Origin of the sequence: Pseudomonas sp. EA_65y_Pfl2_P74 (assembly GCF_963970575.1) — a bacterium.
Taxonomy (GTDB): Bacteria; Pseudomonadota; Gammaproteobacteria; order Pseudomonadales; family Pseudomonadaceae; genus Aquipseudomonas; species Aquipseudomonas baetica_A.
Window position 1 is genome coordinate 18,291 of the sequence record NZ_CAXAOQ010000041.1, and the last position, 20,618, is coordinate 38,908.

The window sequence follows — 20,618 nt, forward strand, 5'->3', positions numbered from 1 at the left end:
CCACCATATCGTATGGAGATAAAACTCATGAGCTATGCAGCCCGTGCCTACGCGACAATCTTTCCGGCTTCAGCGCATACCTATTTGTCAGCCACGATCAACGGCGATGCCAATCCACGCTACAGGTTTGTAAAAGTCCCTCAATTCATGGAGTTTCGATCTACCTCTGCGCCTACCTTCGGGCCGAAGCCCTACCCGGAAGGCACGCGTTACGTCCTGAGCGCTGGATACACGGTGAATGGTGTGACGCGAACGATTGATTTTGTGTTCCCTTCCAAACCCCAATCAATGAAATATGACCTGTCCGAAGATAGCGATGATGTCAGAAGCACCTACTATTCCAATCCCGCGACGGGTGATCTGCACATCTCTGTGAGCGGGAGCCTGACAGTGAGATATGACGACATTGAAAAAACACTGAGTGGCACCTGGTCCGGCGCCTTTGACCATGGTGGAGAGAACGGCAACGAAGAATTCCCGATCACAGGGGAGTTTGTCGCTGTCGCCGACCTGAGCAAAAGAAAAAACGCTTAATGACTACGGAAAAAGGAAGCTGCGAAGCTTCCTTTTTTTAATGCTGATGCGATCAGAAATTGAAGCTCAACCCGACACTCGCTCCTAGCTCCTGGTCAGCTTTGCTGCCCCTGCTAGTCCCTATCTCACCATACATCTGCCATTTGTTATTGGCTGGCACCCAGTTCAGGCCAGCGGTCAGCTCAAGACTGGTGCTGGACAAATCGTTGTTGAAGTCAGTGTCATTCACGCTGACACGATTGTTGTTGACGAATTCATGACTTACCGCCGCGTGCAGCCTGGGTTGCAGTTTGCCGCCATTGTTCAGCACCACCTCGCGGCCAACTGTCATTCCGACCTTGCCGAGCAATGAGCGGGTCTCGTTGCTGTCTACCTGCAGTCCATTGTCCAACTTGTAGTCTTTGCCTTTCACAGTCGCGACACCAAACTGAGCAGAGGGCTCGATGAAGTAACCTCGGTTCAAGACGATATGCTTACCCACTTCGACGGTTCCACTGATGCCGATATTATCGAAGTCTCCCTTTGTTCGAGTGTCATCGCTCAAGGTGACTTTGACGTCATTACTAAAACGGTTGATTTTGCCAACGGTATCCACGTAGTACCCGGTCATTTCGTCATACCACGACAGATACATCCCGCCATAGGTGCTGTCGATCGTGCCGGCGCTGCCACGGGCAAGGTTAAGTCGAGTGGTGCTGTATCCACCAAAAACTCCGATCAACCATTGGCCATCACCTATCGGTAGTGGCGTATCCACCCCCAACGAGACGCCAGTCTGATTTTGTTTATAACCATCACCGTAGGCATTCTTGACGTTGTACTGATTGGCATGTGTCCGTATCCACAGGCCGGATGTCGCGTTCTGATTATTTGAGTCCAGTGCAGCAACCGATCGCGACCGGGGTTGAGTGCCGGCCATGCGACGGTCGCCGAGGCGGGTATTGAGAGTGGTCATTTCCGAATAGATAACCGTCGGTGCGGTACCGGCAATAGCCAGTGCTGTTTGTGAACCTGTGCTCGGCGTTGTCCCATCCGTTCGTAGGAAAATACCTTCGCCCTCTCGCACCAGTTTGTACGCCAAAGCACCAAGATCAACCTGACCGTTTCTCAGATCGAACTGAGCATCCCCGCCAGCGATGTTAGCCACTTGAACGGGTGCACCAGTGACAGGTTCGCTGGCGCTTGCACCGACCACCAGCTCATGACGGCCACTGGCTGACTCCGTGACATTGAGAAAGTCGGTTTCACCGGTGGACACGTCAGCATCCAAAAAAAACCGGCCATTGCCTGACAAGTTGGCAACGTCCAGGCGGACGAACTCGGCGGGCGTGCCGAGTCTCACGTTCCCGCCATGCATTTGGACATTCGATAACGAATTGTTGCCAACCAGGTTCCATTCAGCACCACGCCCGATGGACATAGTACTGACGCCGGTAACCGAACCGTGCAGGATCGAGTCGTTGTCCAGCGTCACGACGCCAGTCCCCGAGCCCTGAATGTTACCGGTGAGTATGCTTCGGGTATCGAGCGAAACAGAGGCAACGTTGAGCAAATTGCCATCAAGGCTGGCATTGTTTTGCAAGAAAACGGCGGCGGTTCCACCGTCAGCAACCTCTACATTGCCCGTCAACTGGCTGTTGTCGACCTGAAATCGCGCCGCTGCGCCATCGATGACTTCGAGGATATTGCCGTTGCCGCCGATCAGGTTCGAACGGTTGGCTATTTCGATCAATACCGGTTGATCGTCCGGCGTCGCAAAATCGACTTTGATCGCTGCGCCGGTGCGGCCCTGCACGGTTGACCCATCAACCTTCAATACGCTCTGTGCGGTGACATCGCTCGGGTTCAAAACGGTGTCCTCGCCGAAGATGATCCCGTTCAGTTCTCCGATGACCCGGCTGTCTGCACTGATGTTGGCGTTGCCGCCATAAAGCTCGAGGCCAACACCACCTGCGTCGGTCCCTTCAACCCGGCTGTCCACCAGATTCAACGTACTGAGGGATGTCACCGCGGCACCCGAGAAACCTCCTGTCAGCGTACTGCCAGTGACGGTCGCTGTTGAGCCAACGGGTATGTTCAGGTCGCGCGCAAGCAACATAGCTCTGCCATCGCTGGACAGCGTACTGCCGGATACCACTGCCGAACTGTCGGTCAAGCTCAGCGCAGTGTCAAAATTGCTACCGGTCACCGTCGCCCCATCCAGAGTCACGAGGGCATCTGCGGAGGCTTCAATCTGTGAAGTGTTGGCGGAAATCGCGTTTAACGTCCCACCGCCGACAACGATGTTAAGCGCATCACCACCATTGAGGTTGAGCGTGGCAGTGGCAGGGATGAACCAGGCCTCTGGCGTAGCACCGACGGATACGGTTTCGACCTCGCCAGGGTTGAGATTTCGCGAAAAAGAAACCTCCGAGAACGCAACTAGCACTGCCGCGTACGAGAGCGTGCCAGTAATTTTTAAAACTGTCGGCCCCAGTCTTTTTTCAATCGTCATATTAACTTCTCATTGAGTTTAATCGGGACTGAAAAACGACGGCTCAGATAATCAAGCCCCTTCAGTCACCCGTGGTTGAGGGGGGGCAGAGGATACCTGCAGGCCCGAACCATCTCTGTAGGAACAATCCTCTTTGTTAGTGGGTTTAATCGTCCAGAATCGAGATGCAACGTACGTTTTTAGTCGTCAACGAGGTTGCATTGCCGGAGGAGTTTCGCTCTCCCGGCAATGCAATAACACCGATTGCCGATTAAGGAGCAGGCGCAGGATCCCAACCCGGTTCCGTCTCGCAGTACTTGAGGTCACCGTTGAGCAAGTAAACCACCATTTCTTCAACTTCCGATGTAGGCACAGTCGGCGTGGAGTACCAGATTTTCACATAGCCCGCATAAAAATCGGCTGGATCAGCTGGGGTAGCAGGAGGACGAGGAAGATTGCGAATATTAGGTGTATACGGAATGTCCCAGATCATGCCATCCGTTAGTTCTGTATCGGTGATAGCACGAGTCTCACTAAACACGGTATCGGCCGGCGCATCTATCGTATAAGCTTCGTCATGCCAGCCTTGCCAATTGAATGTGATTTGCATCCCATCGGTGAAATGATCATTTGGCTGGATCTTGAAGCTCGCAACGTGTTCATCTCCCGTCAAACTTCCGCAAATGATGTACGGGTATCCGGTGCCATCGGTCGGTGGACGTTGGAATTCCGGTTTATCGAGGACGATGACTACAGTATTGACAGTTACCGTCTCTTTTTCCGACTTTTGAGTATTATTTCGAGCCGGGTTTTCATATACCCACCAAGCGTCTTTAGATCCAATACCACCCGGGCCGACAACGCTATATGGCAAATCTACCTCAATGATTGTATTGATATTCGATATAGTCATTGGCATTGAATTAACGATAATTTCGCCTTGATCCCCGAGATACATCAGAGTGACCAGATCGCCCGGCTCGGGATCGGGAAATGTCGTCCCGACTGTGACAGGCGATACATCGATGTGAGCCTTGGCTGTTTGATTGACGTCATGAGGGCCGAGCACGTTGTCCGTAACAGGGGCCTGTCCGCGGACAATAAGTTTCTTGAACTCGGGATTAACCTCAAGGGGCGGGTTCGCCGGGTCGACGGTATAAGGCGGATGCGTCGAGAAATCTGTTTTGACAGTTATCGTTCCATCGTCGATCGATAAATTGCTACGCATCAAGTCAGCTTTGACGACCACGTCCAGCTCAAAATTCGTCCCCGTCTGGTTATCAAAGTATTGTTTGCTCAGACTCGCCCAAGGAATGGTGAACTCCAGCTCCTGGAGTGCATTGAATTGGAGATCCTGGGCAGGTTGAGTGCCATACGTCAGGCTCACTCCATCGGTGTCGAGCGTATCTACCAACCGGCTGACTTTTACCTTCACACCTGTACGCGCATCTTGTAAATCGATCAGACCATCTTCGTTTGCCGGGACGGTAATTACGCCCAATTTAGGAAGTGGCAGAAAACGTACGTTTCTGTAATACGCACCCCATGCGCTCTGGTTGCTGGCAGCGTCAGATATGATGAACCAGATGAACACCCGGCCGCTCGTTACCTTGCGCAGCTCTGCGGTCGGGATGGACAGCTTGCCATCGGTGGGCATTGGCCCTTCGAAAAAAGGCGGCACTTGCGGAGGGTTGGTACGTATACCTGCCACGTACAGGGTCAACGTGTCATCCGGCTGAGCGTTGGGGTAGGACGTATCAATTACTACCTGCAATCCCCCTGAGTTACCTGGCAGGTTCGCCCATGTGTCATCGAGATCGCCGGGGGCATTTGGAAACGTGGCTGGTGGAATTGTTTTGGCGCCAGGGATTTGCCCGGGATTTGTACCTGTTTGTGCAGGTTTAGCCTGCCAGGCACCGGTGCGGTCGATAAAAAACTGCATCACAGTGCCGACCAGCGGGTTGAGCCCCCGCTCATACAGCACGCTACGAACCCAGATCGGCGTCGGTCCGTCAGGGGTTGCATCTTCGCCCAGATATTCGGTAGGCACTGTGATCGGAATATCTACAGGGCGGCTGGCCAGGTTACCGAGTTTCACCCGTGGTAGCCGCGTGAAGTCTGTCGGCAACGGGGTGGCGGGAGGTTGGGTTCGCGTGACATCAAGGGTGATCTCATCCAAGTCGTGGGGGTTCAACCACACATTAGTCTTGACCATAAGTGTCAGCGGGCCGCCCACAGGAATCGCGGCTATCGGAATAATGTTCTTGTTTGGACCGCGCCCATCCGGTAACTCCGGGGTCGGCGCAGCCAAAATGCCCACTGGTGACCCTGACGCCGCTGTTTGAATACTTGTCATGTGCTTTCTCCATTGCGTAGAAAATGTCTTCAACCCATGCATCTTCGACAATGGCGAACGGCGCCAACTGCAGTCGTGATATCGCTGCCACTATTACGCTCTGATCAAGTCATCCAACTTGAGTCAGCGCAATATTCGGTTTCTCCCGGAATCACCCTGTCTACTTTCACCAGCCCGGGAAAAGAGCGAAATATAGCAACTCCATTTCGCAACAACTGGTAATTGACGGTCGCTGAATGCTTGTTTCGCATCGGCTCTATATGTGAGGCAAATGGTTTTATCACCAACTTTACCGGTTGCTTGCTTACAACATCAGTTACAACCTCAGTGAATTCGAACTCTGGCGTTAATGGTTCTACTAATTCTCCTGGTCCGTTTAGAGAGTTCCATGCTTGCCAATACACCATGAGAACATCTTTTGGTTCAAATAAATCATCAAAGGGGATCTCGACGCGAATCCCTTCCCAGATAAACAAGGACTCCGGATCGTCGGGATAATTTTTATGACAACCGATGTATCCCCAAAGGTCTGCGTCGGGAAAACCCGCCTCTTTCAAACGTTGCGGTGGCGCAACGATTGCGTAGGTGAGGCGTCGTTTATCCGACGTCGTAGGGTTGATCGAACGGACCGTATAAAACAACTCAAACGTCGCCACATCCGGTAGTTTCTCGGGAGCCACTGAAATACGAAATTCCACAGCGTCGTCCGCGGCCCCATATTCGCCCCAGGCGACAAAATCGGGATTACCGGCAATGAAGATCTCGACACGGTCTTTGCGCGCGCCAGAAACAGGAAAATTCAGCCAGCGGTCAATCACGCAGACGATGCCGACTTGTTTTGCGTCCGGCGGCAATGTTCCCGCCGGATCTTGGGGGTCAACTCCGTCCACTCGCGGAAGGCTCAGGAGCACAGCGGAATTCAATGTGCTGCTGGCAGTAATTGGCGCTTTGGTCGGCATGGAATTTCTCACTGGATGGTCACCTTGGCCTGAAGAAATTAAGCGCTGTTATCCAGAAACTGCCTACTGTCAGATCTGACAGGTCAAGTAACCGCCTGTCGGAAATCCGGCTTGCCATGAATGCTTTTGACGTATTTGAAGGTTGACGACCCAGGGTTTGATAGTGTCTTCTGAAACCGGTTTCAGTGGTATTTCATATTGAACCGCTACCCTCCAAAAATAAGGTCTACCGAATTGAACGTCCTTTCCGCCGCTCAGCACAGCCGCGTCACCATGCTTGATGTTGCCAGACGCGCAGGCGTGTCCAAGGCCAGCGTCTCGCGCTTCATCGGCGATGACCGCGCCCTGCTCTCGGATGCCATTGCCCTGCGCATAGAGCAGGCAATTGCCGAACTCGGCTATCGTCCCAATCAGATGGCTCGCGGTCTGAAACGCGGGCGTACGCGCCTGATCGGCATGCTGGTCGCCGATATCCGTAACCCTTATTCGATTGCCGTGATGCACGGGGTGGAAACCGCCTGCCGTGCGCACGGCTACAGCCTGGTGGTGTGCAACACCGACCGTGATGACGAGCAGGAACGCCAGCACCTGGCGCTGTTGCGCTCGTACAACATCGAAGGCCTGATCGTGAACACACTTGGCCATCACCGTGACGAGTTGCATGAGTTGCGCCGCGAGATACCGCTGGTGCTGGTGGATCGCAAGGTCGACGGTCTCGACAGCGACATGGTCGGGCTGAATAACCCGCAGGCTGTCGAGATGGCGCTTACCCATCTCGAGCAGCGCGGTTATCGGGATCTGGTGCTGGTCACTGAGCCGTATGACGGCACCAGTTCGCGGATCGAGCGGGTCAGCAGTTTTCAGGCGCAAATTGCTCAACGTTCCGATTTGACCGGGGCGGTGCTGGAAACCGGCAACGATCTGGCCACTCAGCTTCACATTTTTCTAAACACGCCAGATACCAGGCCGAAGGCGCTGTTCTGCGCCAACGGTGTGGCGGCGCTGGCGGCGACCCATGCGTTGCGGACGATCGGTTCGCGGCTGTTCGAGGATGTCGGGCTCATCGCCCTGGATGATCTGGATTGGTATCCATTGGTGGGCAGCGGGATCACTGCGCTCGCCCAACCGACCGAGGAGATTGGCGCGCGGGCGTTCGAGTGTTTGCTCAAGCGTTTGCGTGGGAATGATGAAGCGGCGCGGGTGCTGGATTTTGCGCCGGTGCTGGTTGAGCGGGGTTCGACCCTCGGGATTTTGCGGTGACTGATCTGGCCTCTTCGCGAGCAAGCCCGATCCCACAATGGGATCGCATTCCAGGGTGGCAGCGGGCTTGCTCGCGAAAGGGCCCGAAGGAACAACAGAGAAACATCTGAAAAAAAATTAAACAAAAATGAAACCGGTTTCAGAGGTACACAACAATGAATAGACCTGCTGTTTCCATCAGCCTGTCCAGCTACGGCGCCGAGCTTGTACGTCTGCGCGGGCAAGATTTTTTTATCGACGTATTGGCTGCCGCCGGAGCTGATCGCATCGAGTGGCGCGAGGAATTGCTGACCCGAGAAGTACCCGCGCAGTTGAGCGCCGCCACTCAGGCGCTGGGTTTGCAAAGCATCTATTCGTCGCCGACCGAACTGTGGCTGGCCGGCCAGTCCCATCCCAACCCGGAGTTGATTACTGCCCTGCAACACGCCGAGGCGTTCGGTTCGAAGTGGCTGAAGGTTTCACTCGGCTACTTCACCGACAACTGCGATCTGTCAGCCCTAAAGCCATTGCTCGGCAATATCGAGGTGCAGTTGCTGGTAGAGAACGACCAGACTCTGCACGGCGGGCGGATCGAGCCGTTTCAGCGGTTCTTCACTGCCATCGAAGCACACAACCTGCCGATCAAAATGACCTTCGACATCGGCAACTGGCAGTGGCAGGACCAGTCCGCCACCAACGCCGCGCGCCTGCTCGGTCGCCACGTCGGTTACGTGCATTGCAAAGCCGTGGCCCGCCGCGCCGACGGCAAACGGGTGGCAGTGCCGCCCGCCGCGAGTGATTTGCATCAGTGGGAACAACTGCTGAGGCACATGGCTCAAGGCGTTATGCGCGCGGCCGAGTATCCATTGCAGGGTGATGATCTGGTCGAGTTGACCCGCGAACACGTCGCCACCCTCGCCCGTCTCGGCCAATGCCGTCTGGAGCCTGCTCATGTCTGAGATCGATATTCTGTCGTTTGGCGAAACCATGGCGATGCTGGTGGCCGAGCAATGCGGTGATCTGGCGGCGGTCGAGCACTTCCATAAACGTATTGCCGGAGCCGATAGCAACGTGGCAATCGGGCTTTCGCGGCTGGGTTTCAATGTGGCTTGGCTGAGTCGGGTCGGCAACGATTCGCTCGGACGCTTTGTGGTCGAGACCTTGATCAAGGAAGGTCTGGATTGCAGCCATGTTGATGTCGACAAGGCGCACCCCACTGGTTTCCAGTTCAAGTCCCGCACCGACGATGGCAGCGACCCGCAAGTCGAATATTTCCGTCGAGGCTCGGCGGCCAGTCATTTGTCGCCACAGTCGATTACGACCCATCTGCTGAGCGCTCGCCATCTGCATGCGACGGGCATCCCTCCAGCGCTCTCGGCCTCGGCGCGGGAGATGTCCTCTGAGTTGATGACCCGCATGCGCAACGCCGGGCGCAGCGTATCGTTCGACCCCAATCTGCGCCCGAGCCTGTGGGCCAGCGAGCGCGAGATGATCAGCCAGATCAACCGCCTCGCCGCCCTCGCCCATTGGGTACTGCCGGGGTTGAGTGAAGGTCGTTTGCTCACCGGTTTCGACGACCCGGCGGACATTGCGGCGTTTTATCTGGACCAGGGTGCTGAGGCGGTGGCGATCAAGCTTGGCCCAGAGGGTGCCTATTACCGCACGCATCTGGATCAGGGATTTGTCGCCGGGGTGCCGGTGGCCAATGTCATCGACACGGTGGGTGCCGGCGATGGCTTCGCAGTGGGGATGATCAGTGCCCTGCTTGAGCACCAGAGTTTTGCCGAGGCGGTGCAGCGCGCGAACTGGATTGGTAGTCGGGCGGTACAGAGTCGCGGGGATATGGAAGGTTTGCCGACCCGCCAGGAGTTATCCGCTGAATTTGAAGCCGCCTTCGCGAGCAAGCCCCCTCCCACATATGAAACGCATTCCACTGCCGGAGCGGGCTTGCTCGCGAAGAGGCCCGCTTGATCAGCGTCAAAATTTGAACCTGCTGCGACAAAAACAACAAGCTCAGGAGCAAGACCCATGAAAACCGCAACCCTCGCCACCCGCCGCTGGTGGTACATCATGCCCATCGTGTTCATCACCTACAGCCTGGCGTATCTGGATCGCGCCAACTACGGTTTCGCCGCTGCGTCCGGCATGGCCGCCGACCTGATGATCACCCCGGGCCTGTCCTCGCTGCTCGGCGCGCTGTTCTTCCTCGGCTACTTTTTCTTCCAGGTCCCGGGCGCCATCTACGCGCAAAAACACAGCGTGAAGAAACTGATTTTCGTCAGCCTGATCCTTTGGGGTGGCCTCGCCACGTTGACCGGCGTGGTCTCCAACGCCTATTGGCTGATCGTCATCCGCTTCATGCTCGGCGTTGTCGAAGCGGCAGTCATGCCGGCGATGCTGGTGTACCTGTGCCATTGGTTCACCCGCGCCGAACGCTCGCGGGCCAATACCTTTCTGATCCTCGGCAACCCGGTGACCATGCTGTGGATGTCGGTGGTTTCCGGGTATCTGGTGCAGCATTTCAGTTGGCGCTGGATGTTCATCATCGAAGGCTTGCCGGCGGTGCTGTGGGCGTTTATCTGGTGGCGTCTGGCCGATGATCGTCCGGCCCAGGCCAAATGGCTCAACGACCAGGAAAAGCAGGATCTGGAAAGTGCCCTAGCCGCCGAACAGGTCGGGATCAAAGCGGTGAAAAACTATGCCGAGGCATTCCGCTCGCCGAAGGTGATCATTCTGGCCCTGCAGTTTTTCTGCTGGAGCATTGGCGTCTACGGCTTTGTGCTGTGGCTGCCGTCGATCCTCAAGGCCGGCGCGCAAATGGACATGATCGAGGCCGGCTGGCTGTCGGCGCTGCCGTATCTGGCGGCGGTGATCGGCATGCTCGTCGTTTCGTGGGGCTCGGACAAACTGCAAAAACGCAAACGCTTCGTCTGGCCGCCGCTGCTGATCGCCTCGATTGCGTTTTATGGCTCCTACGCGCTCGGCGCCGATCATTTCTGGTGGTCGTACACGCTGCTGGTGATTGCCGGCGCCTGCATGTACGCACCTTACGGGCCGTTCTTTGCCATCGTCCCGGAAATTCTGCCGGCCAACGTTGCCGGCGGCGCGATGGCGCTGATCAATAGCATGGGTGCGCTCGGTTCGTTCGGCGGCTCCTATCTGGTCGGTTATTTGAACAGCTCCACCGGCTCGCCTGGCGCTTCGTACCTGCTGATGAGTGGTGCGCTCATGCTGTCGGTGGTGCTGACGATTTTTCTCAAGCCCGGCGCCAGTGATCGCGTCGTCGCCAAAGCCGTCGCCAAGCGGGCCGTGCCAGCTCATTCCTGAAGAGACTTTTGCCATGAAAAAACAGGTCGTGTTGTACAAGAAACTTTCGCCCGCGCTAATGGCGCGTTTGCAAGAACAGTGCGAAGTGACGCTGATCGACAGCCTCGATGCCGACGGCCTCATGCAACTGCGCGATGCCCTGCCCCGCGCCCAAGGCTTGCTCGGCGCCAGCCTGAAACTCGATGCGCCGTTGCTCGATCTGGCGCCACAACTCGAAGCCATCGCCAGCGTTTCGGTGGGCGTCGACAACTACGACATCGACTACCTGACGCGGCGCAAGATCCTGCTGACCAACACCCCGGACGTACTCACCGAAACCACCGCCGACACCGGTTTCGCCTTGATCCTGGCGGCGGCCCGGCGCGTGGTGGAACTGGCCAACATGGTGCGCAGCGGCCAATGGCAGCGCAGCATCGGGCCGGCACATTTCGGCACCGATGTGCACGGCAAGACGCTGGGCATCATCGGCATGGGCCGCATTGGCGAAGCATTGGCCCAGCGCGGACATTTCGGCTTTGGCATGCCGGTGATCTATCACAGCCAGTCGCGTAAGCCGGCAGTAGAGGATCGCTTTGATGCGCAGTACCGCAGCCTTGAAGACTTGCTGAAGCAAGCCGATTTCATCTGCCTGACCTTGCCGCTGACCGCGCAAACCGAAGGGCTGATCGGCGCTGAGCAGTTCGCGCTGATGCGCCCGCAAAGCATCTTCATCAATATCTCCCGGGGCAAGGTTGTCGATGAGGAGGCGCTGATCGATGCACTGCGCCATAACCGGATTCGCGCGGCGGGCCTGGATGTGTTCGAGCGTGAGCCGTTGAATCAGGACTCGCCGTTGTTGCAGCTCAATAATGTGGTGGCGACGCCGCATATGGGATCGGCGACCCACGAGACACGCGAGGCGATGGCACGCTGTGCCGTGGAGAATCTGTTGCTGGCGTTGAGTGGGGAGAAGCCTTTGAATCTGGTCAATCCATTGGCCTGGCAAGGCTGAAAAACCGTCGCCTGACAGACCGTTCTCGCGAGCAAGCCCGCATTTGAAATGCACGCCACTGTGGGAGCGCGCTTGCTCGCGAAGGGGCCCGTTCAGGCAACACAAAACCCCTCAGGCACGGCGCATCTGTAACAACTGCGCCGCACACAGGGCAATCCGCGCACAGGCATCGGCCAGTTTCACCCGGTCCACCACCAACCCGATGCGAATATGCCCCGCCGCACTCGGCCCGAAGGCTTCACCGGCCAGCACCGACACGCCATAGCCCTCCAGCAACCGCTCGGCAAACGCCTGCGCGCCGAGCCCGGTCTGGCGGATATCGACCATCACGAACATCCCGCCATCCGGCCGGATCGGCTGCAAACCCGGACAGCCGCGCAACCGCTCGCACACCAGATCGCGACGCAGGCGATACTCCTCGCGCATCTGCGTCACTTCGGGCAAATCCGTTTCCAGCGCCACTTGCGCGGCTTTCTGGACGAAATCCGGCAAGCCGAACAACATGCTCAGCGACAGGTTTACCAAGTGCTCAGCCAATGATTTCGGCCCGATCATCCAGCCGATGCGCCAGCCGGTCATGGCGTGGGATTTGGACAGGCTATTGATCGTCGCGGTGCGCTCGGCCATGCCCGGCAGGCTCGCCGGGCTGACGTGCTCGCCCTCGTAAAGCAGTTCGCTGTAGACCTCATCGCTGATCAGCCACAAATCGTGACGAATGCACAAGGCCGCCAGTTCCTGCCAGATCAGCAGCGGCAAACTGGACCCGCTGGGATTGTTCGGACTGTTGAGCAGCATGGCGCGGGTCTTGGGGGTGATGCGCGCGGCGACATCGGCGGGGTCTACGCGAAAGCCGTTTTCCGGCCGTACCGGCACCGGCACCACCGTCGCGCCACAGGCGCCAAACACGCCTTCGTAGGTCACGTACATCGGCTCGGCGACAATCACCTCGTCACTCGGATCGAGCAGGCATTGCGCCACCGAATACACCGCGCATTGCGCGCCGGGCATGACAATCACATGGTCGGCATCGACCGTTTGACCACTGCGCCGCCGATGGCGTGCGGCAATCAACTGGCGCAGCGCCAAACGGCCGCGCACTTCGGAATAATGGGTATCACCTGCCAGCAAACTGTCGATGGCGCCGTGGATAATCGGCAGCGGCGTATCGAAATCCGGATCGCCCACGCTCAGCAGCAATATATCGACACCCTCGGCGCGCAACGCCAGCGCTCGGTCGTGAATCTGCCAGGCCGCTGCACCCTCCCCGGCGATTCGTTGGGTCAAGGCTGAATAGCGCATGTACGTCTCCTGATGGCGCGGTCTCCAGCCTTCACCCTATCTCAAATCACAAAACGCGCCACCATGGCGTTCAAATCCGCCGCCAGACGCGACAGTTCGTGGGTCGCGGCGCTGGTCTGGTTGGCGCCTGCGGCCGATTGCGTGGCCAGGTCGCGGATGTTGACGAGATTGCGGTCAACTTCACGGGATACCTGCGCCTGCTCTTCCGAGGCGCTGGCGATCACCAGGTTGCGCTCGTTGATCTGGTGGATCGACTGAGTGATTTGCTCCAGTGCCACACCGGCGGCGCGGGCCATTTCCAGCGTGGTTTGGGTGCGCTGGTTGCTTTGCTGCATCGACGAAACCGCTTCGCCAGTGCCGTTCTGGATGCCGGCAACCATTTTTTCGATTTCCTGCGTCGACTGCGCCGTGCGATGGGCCAGCGCTCGCACTTCGTCGGCAACCACGGCGAAACCGCGTCCGGCCTCACCGGCACGTGCCGCTTCGATGGCTGCGTTGAGAGCCAGCAGGTTGGTCTGTTCGGCGATGGCGCGGATCACGTCGAGCACTTTGCCGATGTCGCGCCCCTGCGCTGCGAGGCCTTCGACCATGTGCGCGGTGTTCTGCACGTCGTGGGTCATGGTCTGGATCGCGTCGACGGTTTTTACCACCTGATCACGACCTTCGCGCGCGGCGTGGGTCGATTGGTTCGAGGCTTCGGAGGTCGACACGGCATTGCGCGCCACTTCTTCAACAGCGGCGGTCATCTCGTTGACAGCGGTAGCCGCTTGTTCGATTTCGTTGTTCTGCTGTTGCAGGCCACGGGAGGCCTCTTCGGTCACGGCGCTGAGTTCCTCGGCGGCGGCCCCCAACTGTGTGGCGGAGCCGGCAATCTGCTCGATGGTTTTACGCAGGTTCGTTTGCATGGCCACAAGGGCTTCGAGCAGGCGCGCCGGTTCGTCCTTGCCATCGACTTCGATGAGGGTGGTGAGGTTGCCGCCTGCGATGGTTTGCGCGGCCGCCACTGCGCGGTTCAGCGGTGTGACGATGCTGCGGGTCAGCAGCCAGGCCAGCAACACGGTCGCCAGCGCGGCAACGACCGCGACGATGATGATGCCGGTGATGGCGCTGTCGTAATAGTCACTGGCCTGCTCGGAGGCTGCTTTCGCCCCTGCACCGTTGATCGCGATCAGTTTGTTGAGCTGCTCGCCCATCCGGTCGGTGCCGTCCTTGATCCGCGTGTTGATCAGCGTGCGCAACTCATCGAGCTTGTCCTGACGGGACAGCTCCAACATCTGGTTTTGCGCTTGCAGATAGTTGTCCAGCGTCGCCGTGAAGGTCTGATACAGCGCTCGCTCTTCTGTGCCTGCCGGCAGCGCAGCATAGGCGGCCTGGGCGCTGCGGACTTTATCGACCAGTGCAGCAATGCGGGTCTGTGCTTCCTGTAGACCGGCGGGTTCGCGATTGACCAGCACGCGAAACGACAGAATCCGCAGGCGCAGAACGTTTTCCGTCATGACACCAAGCTGCGTCACGCTCGGCAGTTGGTTGGTGTCCATGTCGATGGAGGCCTGGCGGATGGTCGACATGCGATTGACGGCGAACATGCCGAGCACAATTACCAGCAAGGCGATAAAGGCAAAACCGAGGAAAGCACGGGGCGCGATATTCAGGTTACGCAAGGACATAGTGGACTCTCGAAAGATAGAAACTACGAGCGTCCTTGCCGTGATCATTGGCCTGTGGAGCAGGCTTCAGTCCGGCGTCACGGGGGTTGATGTTCTTGTGCGCGCCTATTGGTTGTATCGGCCAGGCTTTAGGAAGTTTCTGGGTCAAGCGCAAATATTTTTCAGGGTGTTACACAATTGGAACAATGTGCACACCCTGATTGCGGAGCAGCCGAAGGTGGCTCCAGAGTGGGTCAGCGTTGGCTGGAGAGTTGCCAGACACGCGCGATATCAGTGGCGCGCTCACGCAACAGTCGAGGCGCTTCGGCGCAGGCCTGTTCCAGCGTCATCGGGCCACTGGTCACAGCGAATGCTGCATCGATGCCATGGGCGTAGAGCTCCTGATAACCCTCGCCCAATGTCCCGGCGATGACGATCACCGGCACCTTGTGCTGTTTGGCAATCCGCGCCACGCCGAACGGGGTCTTGCCGCGCAAGGTCTGCGCGTCGAAACGCCCTTCGCCAGTGATGACCAGATCGGCGCCTTTTACCGCTTCTGCCAGCCCCACCAACTCGGCGACCACCTCAACGCCCGCCTGAAATTGCGCGCCGAGAAATGCCTTGGCGGCAAAACCCAAGCCACCCGCCGCCCCGCTGCCCGGTTCATCACGAACGTCTTTGCCTAACGCCTGCGCGCACAGTTCGGCGTAGTGCCCAAGTGCCTGATCCAGTTGTTGAACCTGCGCAGGCGATGCACCTTTCTGCGGACCAAAGATCGCCGAAGCACCGTGGGGGCCGCACAGCGGGTTGTTGACGTCCGCCGCGATGTCAAAACGCACCTCGGCCAGACGCTCGTCCAGGCCAGTGAGATCCAGCCTTGCCAATTGCGCCAACGCCAGACCGCCCGGCATTAGCGTCTGCCCTTGTGCATCAAGCAGTTTGATCCCCAACGCCTGCAGTGCCCCGGCGCCGCCGTCATTGGTCGCACTGCCGCCAATCGCCAGGATCACCCGCTGTGCCCCGGCATCCAGCGCGGCGCGAATCAGCTCGCCGGTGCCGAAGGTGCTGCTGATACAGGCATCACGCTGCCCCGGCGGCACCAGTTGCAGGCCGCTGGCCTCGGCCATTTCGATGATCGCCGTGTGGTTGTGCGGCAACCAGCCCCACGCCGCGTCAACCGGTGCGCCCAACGGGCCACGCACGCGGGTGCGGCGCAACTCGCCTTCGCACGCGGCGAGAATCGACTCGACCGTACCTTCGCCGCCGTCAGCCATGGGGCATTTGACCAGCGTGGCGTGCGGCCAGACTTGCCCCAGCCCCAGCGCAATGGCCTCGGCGACGCCTTGGGCACTCAGGCTGTCCTTGAACGAATCGGGGGCGATGACGATCTTCATGTGAATTCTCCAGTTCCAATGCCCCTCATGCTGCCAGTCGGCATGAGCATTGACGCCTGTCCGTCGCACAATTGTTGCGGGCGTTTATTGTTCATTTCTACAAAAGCCATGAAGACGTGCTCGCGAAGGCGTCATTGAGATCAGCGACTAACCCGGGTCTGTCTGCGGCAAAAGCTGCACGCCAAGATACAGCGCCAGCATCCCCTCCAGCCGTAACGGGTCCACTCCACTGATCTCGGCAATCCGCTCCATCCGATAGCGCAGGCTATTGCGGTGAATCCCCAGCGCATCGGCACACGCCTGACTCTGCCCATCGTGTTCACACCAACTGCGCAGCGTCGCCAGTAATTGACCGTTACCGTCCTTGGCGATGACTTTGCGTAACGGTTTGAGCAACTCGTCCAGCGCATCATCGTTACGATGGCGCCACAACATGACCGGCAGCCGATAACGATTGAGGATCAGCAATCGCGAGTGCGGCAGCACCTCACGGCCATAAGCGAGCAAATCGCCTACCCGTCGATAACAACGGCGCAACCCGGCCAGCCCATCCGCCTGTCCGCCGACGGCGATGCGCAGAACATTCCAGCCCAGGCCATCGAGTTTCTCCAGCAAACGATCATGCTCCACGCTCTGACTCGCCGGCCGACACCAGAGCAGCGACGACTTCGCCGAACTGACGCACCAGCTATCCGGGTAACGCGACATCAACCAGGCACTCAGCGCCTCGACAGTTTGCCCCGGCCCGTGTTCCTGCCCCAACTCGAACAGATACGGCACGCGGGTCAATTGCGGCTTGAGTCCCATCTGCTGCGCTTCGTCGACCAAGCGCGGCGAATCCCCTGCTTCGCTCAGCAACAACGCCAACAGATCATCGCAACGCTGACGGCGCCATTGCTGTTCGGCCTGCTGATTGCGCTGGCCCACCAGCATTTCCGCCGTCATGCGTACCAGTTCGGCGTAGGTGCGCAATTGCTCCGGTTCGCCAGTGATGCCAAGCACGCCGATCAAGCGTTGATCGAGCAGCAGCGGCAGGTTGATGCCAGGCTGCACGCCTTTCAAATGCAGGGCAGTCGGGCCGTCGATCTCCACCACCCGACCATTGGCCAGCACCAGTTGCGCACCTTCATGACGGGTGTTGATGCGCTCCGGTTCGCCGCTGCCAAGGATCAACCCCTGGCTGTCCATGACGTTGACGTTGTAGGGCAAAATGGCCATGGCCCGGTCAACGATGTCTTGGGCGAGGTCGTGGTCGAGTTCGAACATAAGCGCTGAAATCCTTGAAAACAGGTGCGGACACGTTGTTCAGCCGCACAGGGTCTGGCGGTAAACCCTGTGCTCAGGCACAAAGACAATCCGGCCACAGGTGGCCGAGACTCTCGGGGCGATCAACGTTACCCGTTGCATCGCAAAAAATCATAATAAAGAGAGAGCCGCTATGTCGCAGAGCGCCGCAGCTACCCAGACCATCGATGACGTAAAAAATGCCGTTTATAAACGCGTCACCTTGCGTTTAATCCCCTTCATTTTCATCTGCTACTTGTTCAACTACCTCGACCGGGTCAACGTTGGATTCGCCAAACTGCAGATGCTCGATGCACTGAAGTTCAGCGAAACCGTGTACGGCCTCGGTGCCGGCATCTTCTTCATCGGCTACGTGCTGTGCGGCGTACCGAGCAACCTGGCGCTGAGCAAATTCGGGCCACGGCGCTGGATCGCGCTGATGATGATCACTTGGGGCGTCTTGTCGACCTGCCTGTTGTTCGTCACCACACCGACCGAGTTCTACACCTTACGTTTGTTTACCGGTGCGGCTGAAGCCGGGTTCTTCCCGGGCGTGGTGTTGTACCTCTCGCAGTGGTTCCCGACCTTGCGCCGTGGCCGGATCATGGCGCTGTTCATGTCGGCGATCCCGGTCTCCGGGTTGCTCGGCAGCCCATTTTCGGGTTGGATTCTCAACCATTTTGGCGCCGGACAAGCTGGTTTGGCCGGTTGGCAGTGGATGTTCCTGCTGCAAGGCATTCCGACCGTGGTGCTGGGCGCGCTGGCGTACTTCCTGCTCAGCGATAGCTTCGCAACGGCCAAATGGCTGACCGCGCATGAGCGCTCTGTACTGGAAGCGGATCAGGCCGAAGACCTGGCGAACAAGCCGAAAACCACTTCGGATTCGCTGATCGCCGTGTTCAAGAATCCGGCGATCTGGGCGTTTGGCCTGATCTATTTCTGCATCCAGAGCGGCGTCTACGCGATCAACTTCTGGCTGCCGTCAATCATCAAGAACCTCGGTTTCAGCGACAACCTGGTGATCGGCTGGCTGAGCGCGATCCCGTATCTGCTGGCAGCGGTGTTTATGCTGATGGTCGGTCGCTCGGCAGACTTGCACAAGGAACGTTGCTGGCATCTGGTGGTGCCGATGCTGATGGGGGCTAGCGGTCTGATCATCGCGGTGAATTTCGCCGCTAACCCGGCGATTGCGATTCTAGGGCTGACCATCGCGACCATGGGCGCCCTCACCGGCCTGCCGATGTTCTGGCCAGTGCCGACGGCGATGCTCAGTGCAGGCGAGGCGGCGGGTGGTCTGGCTTTGATCAACTCGATGGGGCAGATGGCCGGGTTCCTCAGTCCGTATCTGGTGGGTGGGGTCAAGGACAGCACCGGCTCGACCGATTTGGCGTTGTACCTGCTGGCGGGGGTGATTGTTGGCGGGAGTTTGCTGGCGCTGCGGATGACGCGCACGCTGCGGGCCTGATCACGTCAGAACGTTCCCCCGACTCAATTAAGTGAACACAGCGCCCTGCTCTACTTGCGTAATGGCGGGCCCTATAACACTTGGCACTTCAGTCGCGGCGATCAAGTGCTGGACGTCGATGTGGATGGTGATTACCTCAGCGACGACGGCGAAGTCGCCCGCCGCTGGGCATTGGCCGGCCATGGCATCGCCTACAAGGCGTGGCTCGACGTCGCCGAAGACGTGCGCGCCGGGCGACTGGTAACGCTGTTTGATGACTGGCAGGGTGAAAGCGTGCCGTTCAATTTACTGTGCCCGCATCGGCTGCAGGTATCGGAAAAGGTCAGGGTGTTGCAGGCGTTTTTGCGCGAGCGCTGCCTTGTGTTGAGTCGATAATTCACTTTGCCGCATCCGATGATTCTGGTATTTGATTAGCGCTTTCCCACTGACAAAAGGATTTCGGCATGAGCTATCGCACACTGGGTCATTCGGGGTTGCAGGTGTCCACCCTCACCCTCGGCACGATGATGTTTGGCGAACAGACCAGCACCGAGGAGTCGCTGCGCATCATCGACAAGGCGTGGGATCAGGGCATCAATTTTATCGACACCGCTGACGTCTACACCCAAGGTCGCTCGGAAGAAATCGTCGGCGAAGCGATTGCCCACCATCGGCATGAATGGGTAGTGGCGAGCAAGGTCGGTTTTGGCCCGGTGGACGGTGTGCCGAACCGCAGCGGTTTAAGCCGTAAACACATCTTCAACGGCCTCGATGCCAGCCTGACGCGGCTGGCCACTGACTATCTCGACATCTACTACCTGCACCGCGAAGACCACAACACGCCGCTGGAAGTCACCGTCTCGGCGATTGGCGATCTGATCCGTCAGGGCAAGATTCGTTACTGGGGCCTGTCGAACTACCGGGGCTGGCGGATTGCCGAGGTGATTCGCATCGCTGACAACCTCGGCGTCGATCGCCCGGTGATCAGCCAGCCGCTGTACAACATCGTCAACCGGCAGGCCGAGGCTGAGCAAATCACGGCTGCGCAAACCTATGGCCTGGGCGTGGTGCCCTATAGCCCGCTGGCCCGTGGCGTACTCAGCGGCAAATACGCGCCGGACGTGAAACCCGACGCCAACAGCCGCGCCGGGCGTCAGGACAAACGCATTCTGGAAACCGAATGGCGCGTGGAATCGCTGCGCATTGCCCAACAGATTCACCAGTACACCGAACAGCGCGGGGTCGGGATGGTTGAATTTGCCATTGCCTGGGTGTTGAACAACAGCGCCGTGACGTCGGCGATTGTCGGGCCGCGCACTGAAGCTCAGTGGGATGCGTACACCAAGGCGCAGTTGGTGAAGATCACGGCTGAAGATGAGGCGTTTATCGATTCGCTGGTGACGCCGGGGCATTCATCGACACCAGGCTTCAATGATGTGAGCCATTTTGTGTCGGGCCGTACACCGCGTCAGGCCTGAAAGCATCGCAGGCAAGCCAGTTCCCACCATGCTCTGTGTTGAAACGCAAGCTATCGTTCAACATGCAATCTGCGGGAACTGGCTTGCCAGCGATAGCATTCACGACCATGTCCTGAATATTGAACATCCGGCCAATATTCAGCACAAAAACCACGTATCCTTCGCGCCCCGTTCGATCACCCACCCGCGAGGAC

15 protein-coding genes and 1 pseudogene are annotated in these 20,618 nt (G+C 58.3%); 9 read left to right on the forward strand and 7 right to left on the reverse strand.

Annotation, left to right across the window (positions count from 1 at the left end; translation table 11 throughout):
* Positions 1-27 precede the first annotated feature (27 nt).
* Positions 28-534 carry a hypothetical protein gene (locus AACY18_RS25850; protein ID WP_339466525.1) on the forward strand — a complete coding sequence of 169 codons (507 nt, stop codon included), beginning with the start codon at positions 28-30 and terminating at the stop codon, positions 532-534.
* A 52-nt stretch (positions 535-586) separates the two neighbouring features.
* On the opposite strand, the gene AACY18_RS25855 is transcribed toward AACY18_RS25850, so the two are convergent.
* From AACY18_RS25855 to AACY18_RS25865, 3 genes are all read right to left on the reverse strand, one after another.
* Entirely contained in the window at positions 587-3,028 is a 2,442-nt protein-coding gene (locus AACY18_RS25855; RefSeq protein WP_339466526.1) for an autotransporter outer membrane beta-barrel domain-containing protein, read from the reverse strand.
* A gap of 250 nt (positions 3,029-3,278) precedes the next feature.
* Positions 3,279-5,363, reverse strand: coding sequence for a hypothetical protein (locus tag AACY18_RS25860; protein ID WP_339466527.1), 2,085 nt, complete (start codon positions 5,361-5,363; stop codon positions 3,279-3,281).
* A 104-nt stretch (positions 5,364-5,467) separates the two neighbouring features.
* Complete coding sequence (locus AACY18_RS25865) at positions 5,468-6,322, reverse strand: hypothetical protein (protein WP_339466529.1); 855 nt, start codon at positions 6,320-6,322, stop codon at positions 5,468-5,470.
* Between the two features lie 234 nt (positions 6,323-6,556).
* Here AACY18_RS25865 and AACY18_RS25870 point away from each other — a divergent pair, with 234 nt between their 5' ends.
* The 5 genes from AACY18_RS25870 (at position 6,557) to AACY18_RS25890 (ending at position 11,879) form a co-directional block, all read left to right on the forward strand.
* Positions 6,557-7,582 carry a LacI family DNA-binding transcriptional regulator gene (locus AACY18_RS25870; RefSeq protein WP_339466532.1) on the forward strand — a complete coding sequence of 342 codons (1,026 nt, stop codon included), beginning with the start codon at positions 6,557-6,559 and terminating at the stop codon, positions 7,580-7,582.
* 155 nt (positions 7,583-7,737) lie between these two features.
* A complete protein-coding gene (locus tag AACY18_RS25875) occupies positions 7,738-8,520 on the forward strand; it encodes a sugar phosphate isomerase/epimerase family protein (protein WP_339466533.1) in 783 nt (260 codons plus the stop codon).
* On the forward strand, positions 8,513-9,532 hold the full coding sequence (locus AACY18_RS25880) for a sugar kinase (protein ID WP_339466534.1): 1,020 nt from the start codon (positions 8,513-8,515) through the stop codon (positions 9,530-9,532). Before AACY18_RS25875 ends, AACY18_RS25880 begins: the two co-directional genes overlap by 8 nt.
* A gap of 57 nt (positions 9,533-9,589) precedes the next feature.
* The gene (locus tag AACY18_RS25885) at positions 9,590-10,888 is read left to right on the forward strand and encodes an MFS transporter (protein WP_339466535.1); all 1,299 of its coding nucleotides are present in this window, start codon (positions 9,590-9,592) and stop codon (positions 10,886-10,888) included.
* A gap of 13 nt (positions 10,889-10,901) precedes the next feature.
* Entirely contained in the window at positions 10,902-11,879 is a 978-nt protein-coding gene (locus AACY18_RS25890; RefSeq protein WP_339466537.1) for a 2-hydroxyacid dehydrogenase, read from the forward strand.
* Between the two features lie 111 nt (positions 11,880-11,990).
* Here AACY18_RS25890 and AACY18_RS25895 read toward each other — a convergent pair whose 3' ends face one another.
* The 4 genes from AACY18_RS25895 to AACY18_RS25910 form a co-directional block, all read right to left on the reverse strand.
* Complete coding sequence (locus AACY18_RS25895) at positions 11,991-13,178, reverse strand: pyridoxal phosphate-dependent aminotransferase (protein ID WP_339466538.1); 1,188 nt, start codon at positions 13,176-13,178, stop codon at positions 11,991-11,993.
* Between the two features lie 41 nt (positions 13,179-13,219).
* Positions 13,220-14,845 carry a methyl-accepting chemotaxis protein gene (locus tag AACY18_RS25900; protein WP_339466541.1) on the reverse strand — a complete coding sequence of 542 codons (1,626 nt, stop codon included), beginning with the start codon at positions 14,843-14,845 and terminating at the stop codon, positions 13,220-13,222.
* A gap of 233 nt (positions 14,846-15,078) precedes the next feature.
* Complete coding sequence (locus AACY18_RS25905) at positions 15,079-16,218, reverse strand: glycerate kinase (protein ID WP_339466542.1); 1,140 nt, start codon at positions 16,216-16,218, stop codon at positions 15,079-15,081.
* A gap of 147 nt (positions 16,219-16,365) precedes the next feature.
* Positions 16,366-17,484 (reverse strand): sugar diacid recognition domain-containing protein, encoded by a 1,119-nt coding sequence (locus AACY18_RS25910; protein ID WP_339466543.1) that lies wholly within the window; start codon positions 17,482-17,484, stop codon positions 16,366-16,368.
* Positions 17,485-17,656: 172 nt separating this feature from the next.
* Here AACY18_RS25910 and AACY18_RS25915 point away from each other — a divergent pair, with 172 nt between their 5' ends.
* The 3 genes and pseudogenes from AACY18_RS25915 (at position 17,657) to AACY18_RS25925 (ending at position 20,424) form a co-directional block, all read left to right on the forward strand.
* On the forward strand, positions 17,657-18,967 hold the full coding sequence (locus tag AACY18_RS25915) for an MFS transporter (protein WP_339466544.1): 1,311 nt from the start codon (positions 17,657-17,659) through the stop codon (positions 18,965-18,967).
* Between the two features lie 15 nt (positions 18,968-18,982).
* A pseudogene (locus tag AACY18_RS25920) lies at positions 18,983-19,342 on the forward strand (LysR substrate-binding domain-containing protein); the annotation flags it as partial.
* A 68-nt stretch (positions 19,343-19,410) separates the two neighbouring features.
* On the forward strand, positions 19,411-20,424 hold the full coding sequence (locus AACY18_RS25925) for an aldo/keto reductase (protein WP_339466545.1): 1,014 nt from the start codon (positions 19,411-19,413) through the stop codon (positions 20,422-20,424).
* The last annotated feature ends 194 nt before the right edge of the window (positions 20,425-20,618 follow it).

Excerpts from the sequence above, each read along its gene's own strand:
- AACY18_RS25905 (WP_339466542.1), bottom strand. The coding sequence starts at position 16,218 with ATGAAGATCGTCATCGCCCCCGATTCGTTCAAGGACAGCCTGAGTGCC.
- AACY18_RS25855 (WP_339466526.1), bottom strand. The coding sequence starts at position 3,028 with ATGACGATTGAAAAAAGACTGGGGCCGACAGTTTTAAAAATTACTGGC.
- AACY18_RS25885 (WP_339466535.1), top strand. The coding sequence starts at position 9,590 with ATGAAAACCGCAACCCTCGCCACCCGCCGCTGGTGGTACATCATGCCC.
- AACY18_RS25925 (WP_339466545.1), top strand. The coding sequence starts at position 19,411 with ATGAGCTATCGCACACTGGGTCATTCGGGGTTGCAGGTGTCCACCCTC.
- AACY18_RS25865 (WP_339466529.1), bottom strand. The coding sequence starts at position 6,322 with ATGCCGACCAAAGCGCCAATTACTGCCAGCAGCACATTGAATTCCGCT.
- AACY18_RS25915 (WP_339466544.1), top strand. The coding sequence starts at position 17,657 with ATGTCGCAGAGCGCCGCAGCTACCCAGACCATCGATGACGTAAAAAAT.
- AACY18_RS25900 (WP_339466541.1), bottom strand. The coding sequence starts at position 14,845 with ATGTCCTTGCGTAACCTGAATATCGCGCCCCGTGCTTTCCTCGGTTTT.
- AACY18_RS25875 (WP_339466533.1), top strand. The coding sequence starts at position 7,738 with ATGAATAGACCTGCTGTTTCCATCAGCCTGTCCAGCTACGGCGCCGAG.
- AACY18_RS25910 (WP_339466543.1), bottom strand. The coding sequence starts at position 17,484 with ATGTTCGAACTCGACCACGACCTCGCCCAAGACATCGTTGACCGGGCC.
- AACY18_RS25880 (WP_339466534.1), top strand. The coding sequence starts at position 8,513 with ATGTCTGAGATCGATATTCTGTCGTTTGGCGAAACCATGGCGATGCTG.
- AACY18_RS25850 (WP_339466525.1), top strand. The coding sequence starts at position 28 with ATGAGCTATGCAGCCCGTGCCTACGCGACAATCTTTCCGGCTTCAGCG.
- AACY18_RS25895 (WP_339466538.1), bottom strand. The coding sequence starts at position 13,178 with ATGCGCTATTCAGCCTTGACCCAACGAATCGCCGGGGAGGGTGCAGCG.
- AACY18_RS25860 (WP_339466527.1), bottom strand. The coding sequence starts at position 5,363 with ATGACAAGTATTCAAACAGCGGCGTCAGGGTCACCAGTGGGCATTTTG.
- AACY18_RS25890 (WP_339466537.1), top strand. The coding sequence starts at position 10,902 with ATGAAAAAACAGGTCGTGTTGTACAAGAAACTTTCGCCCGCGCTAATG.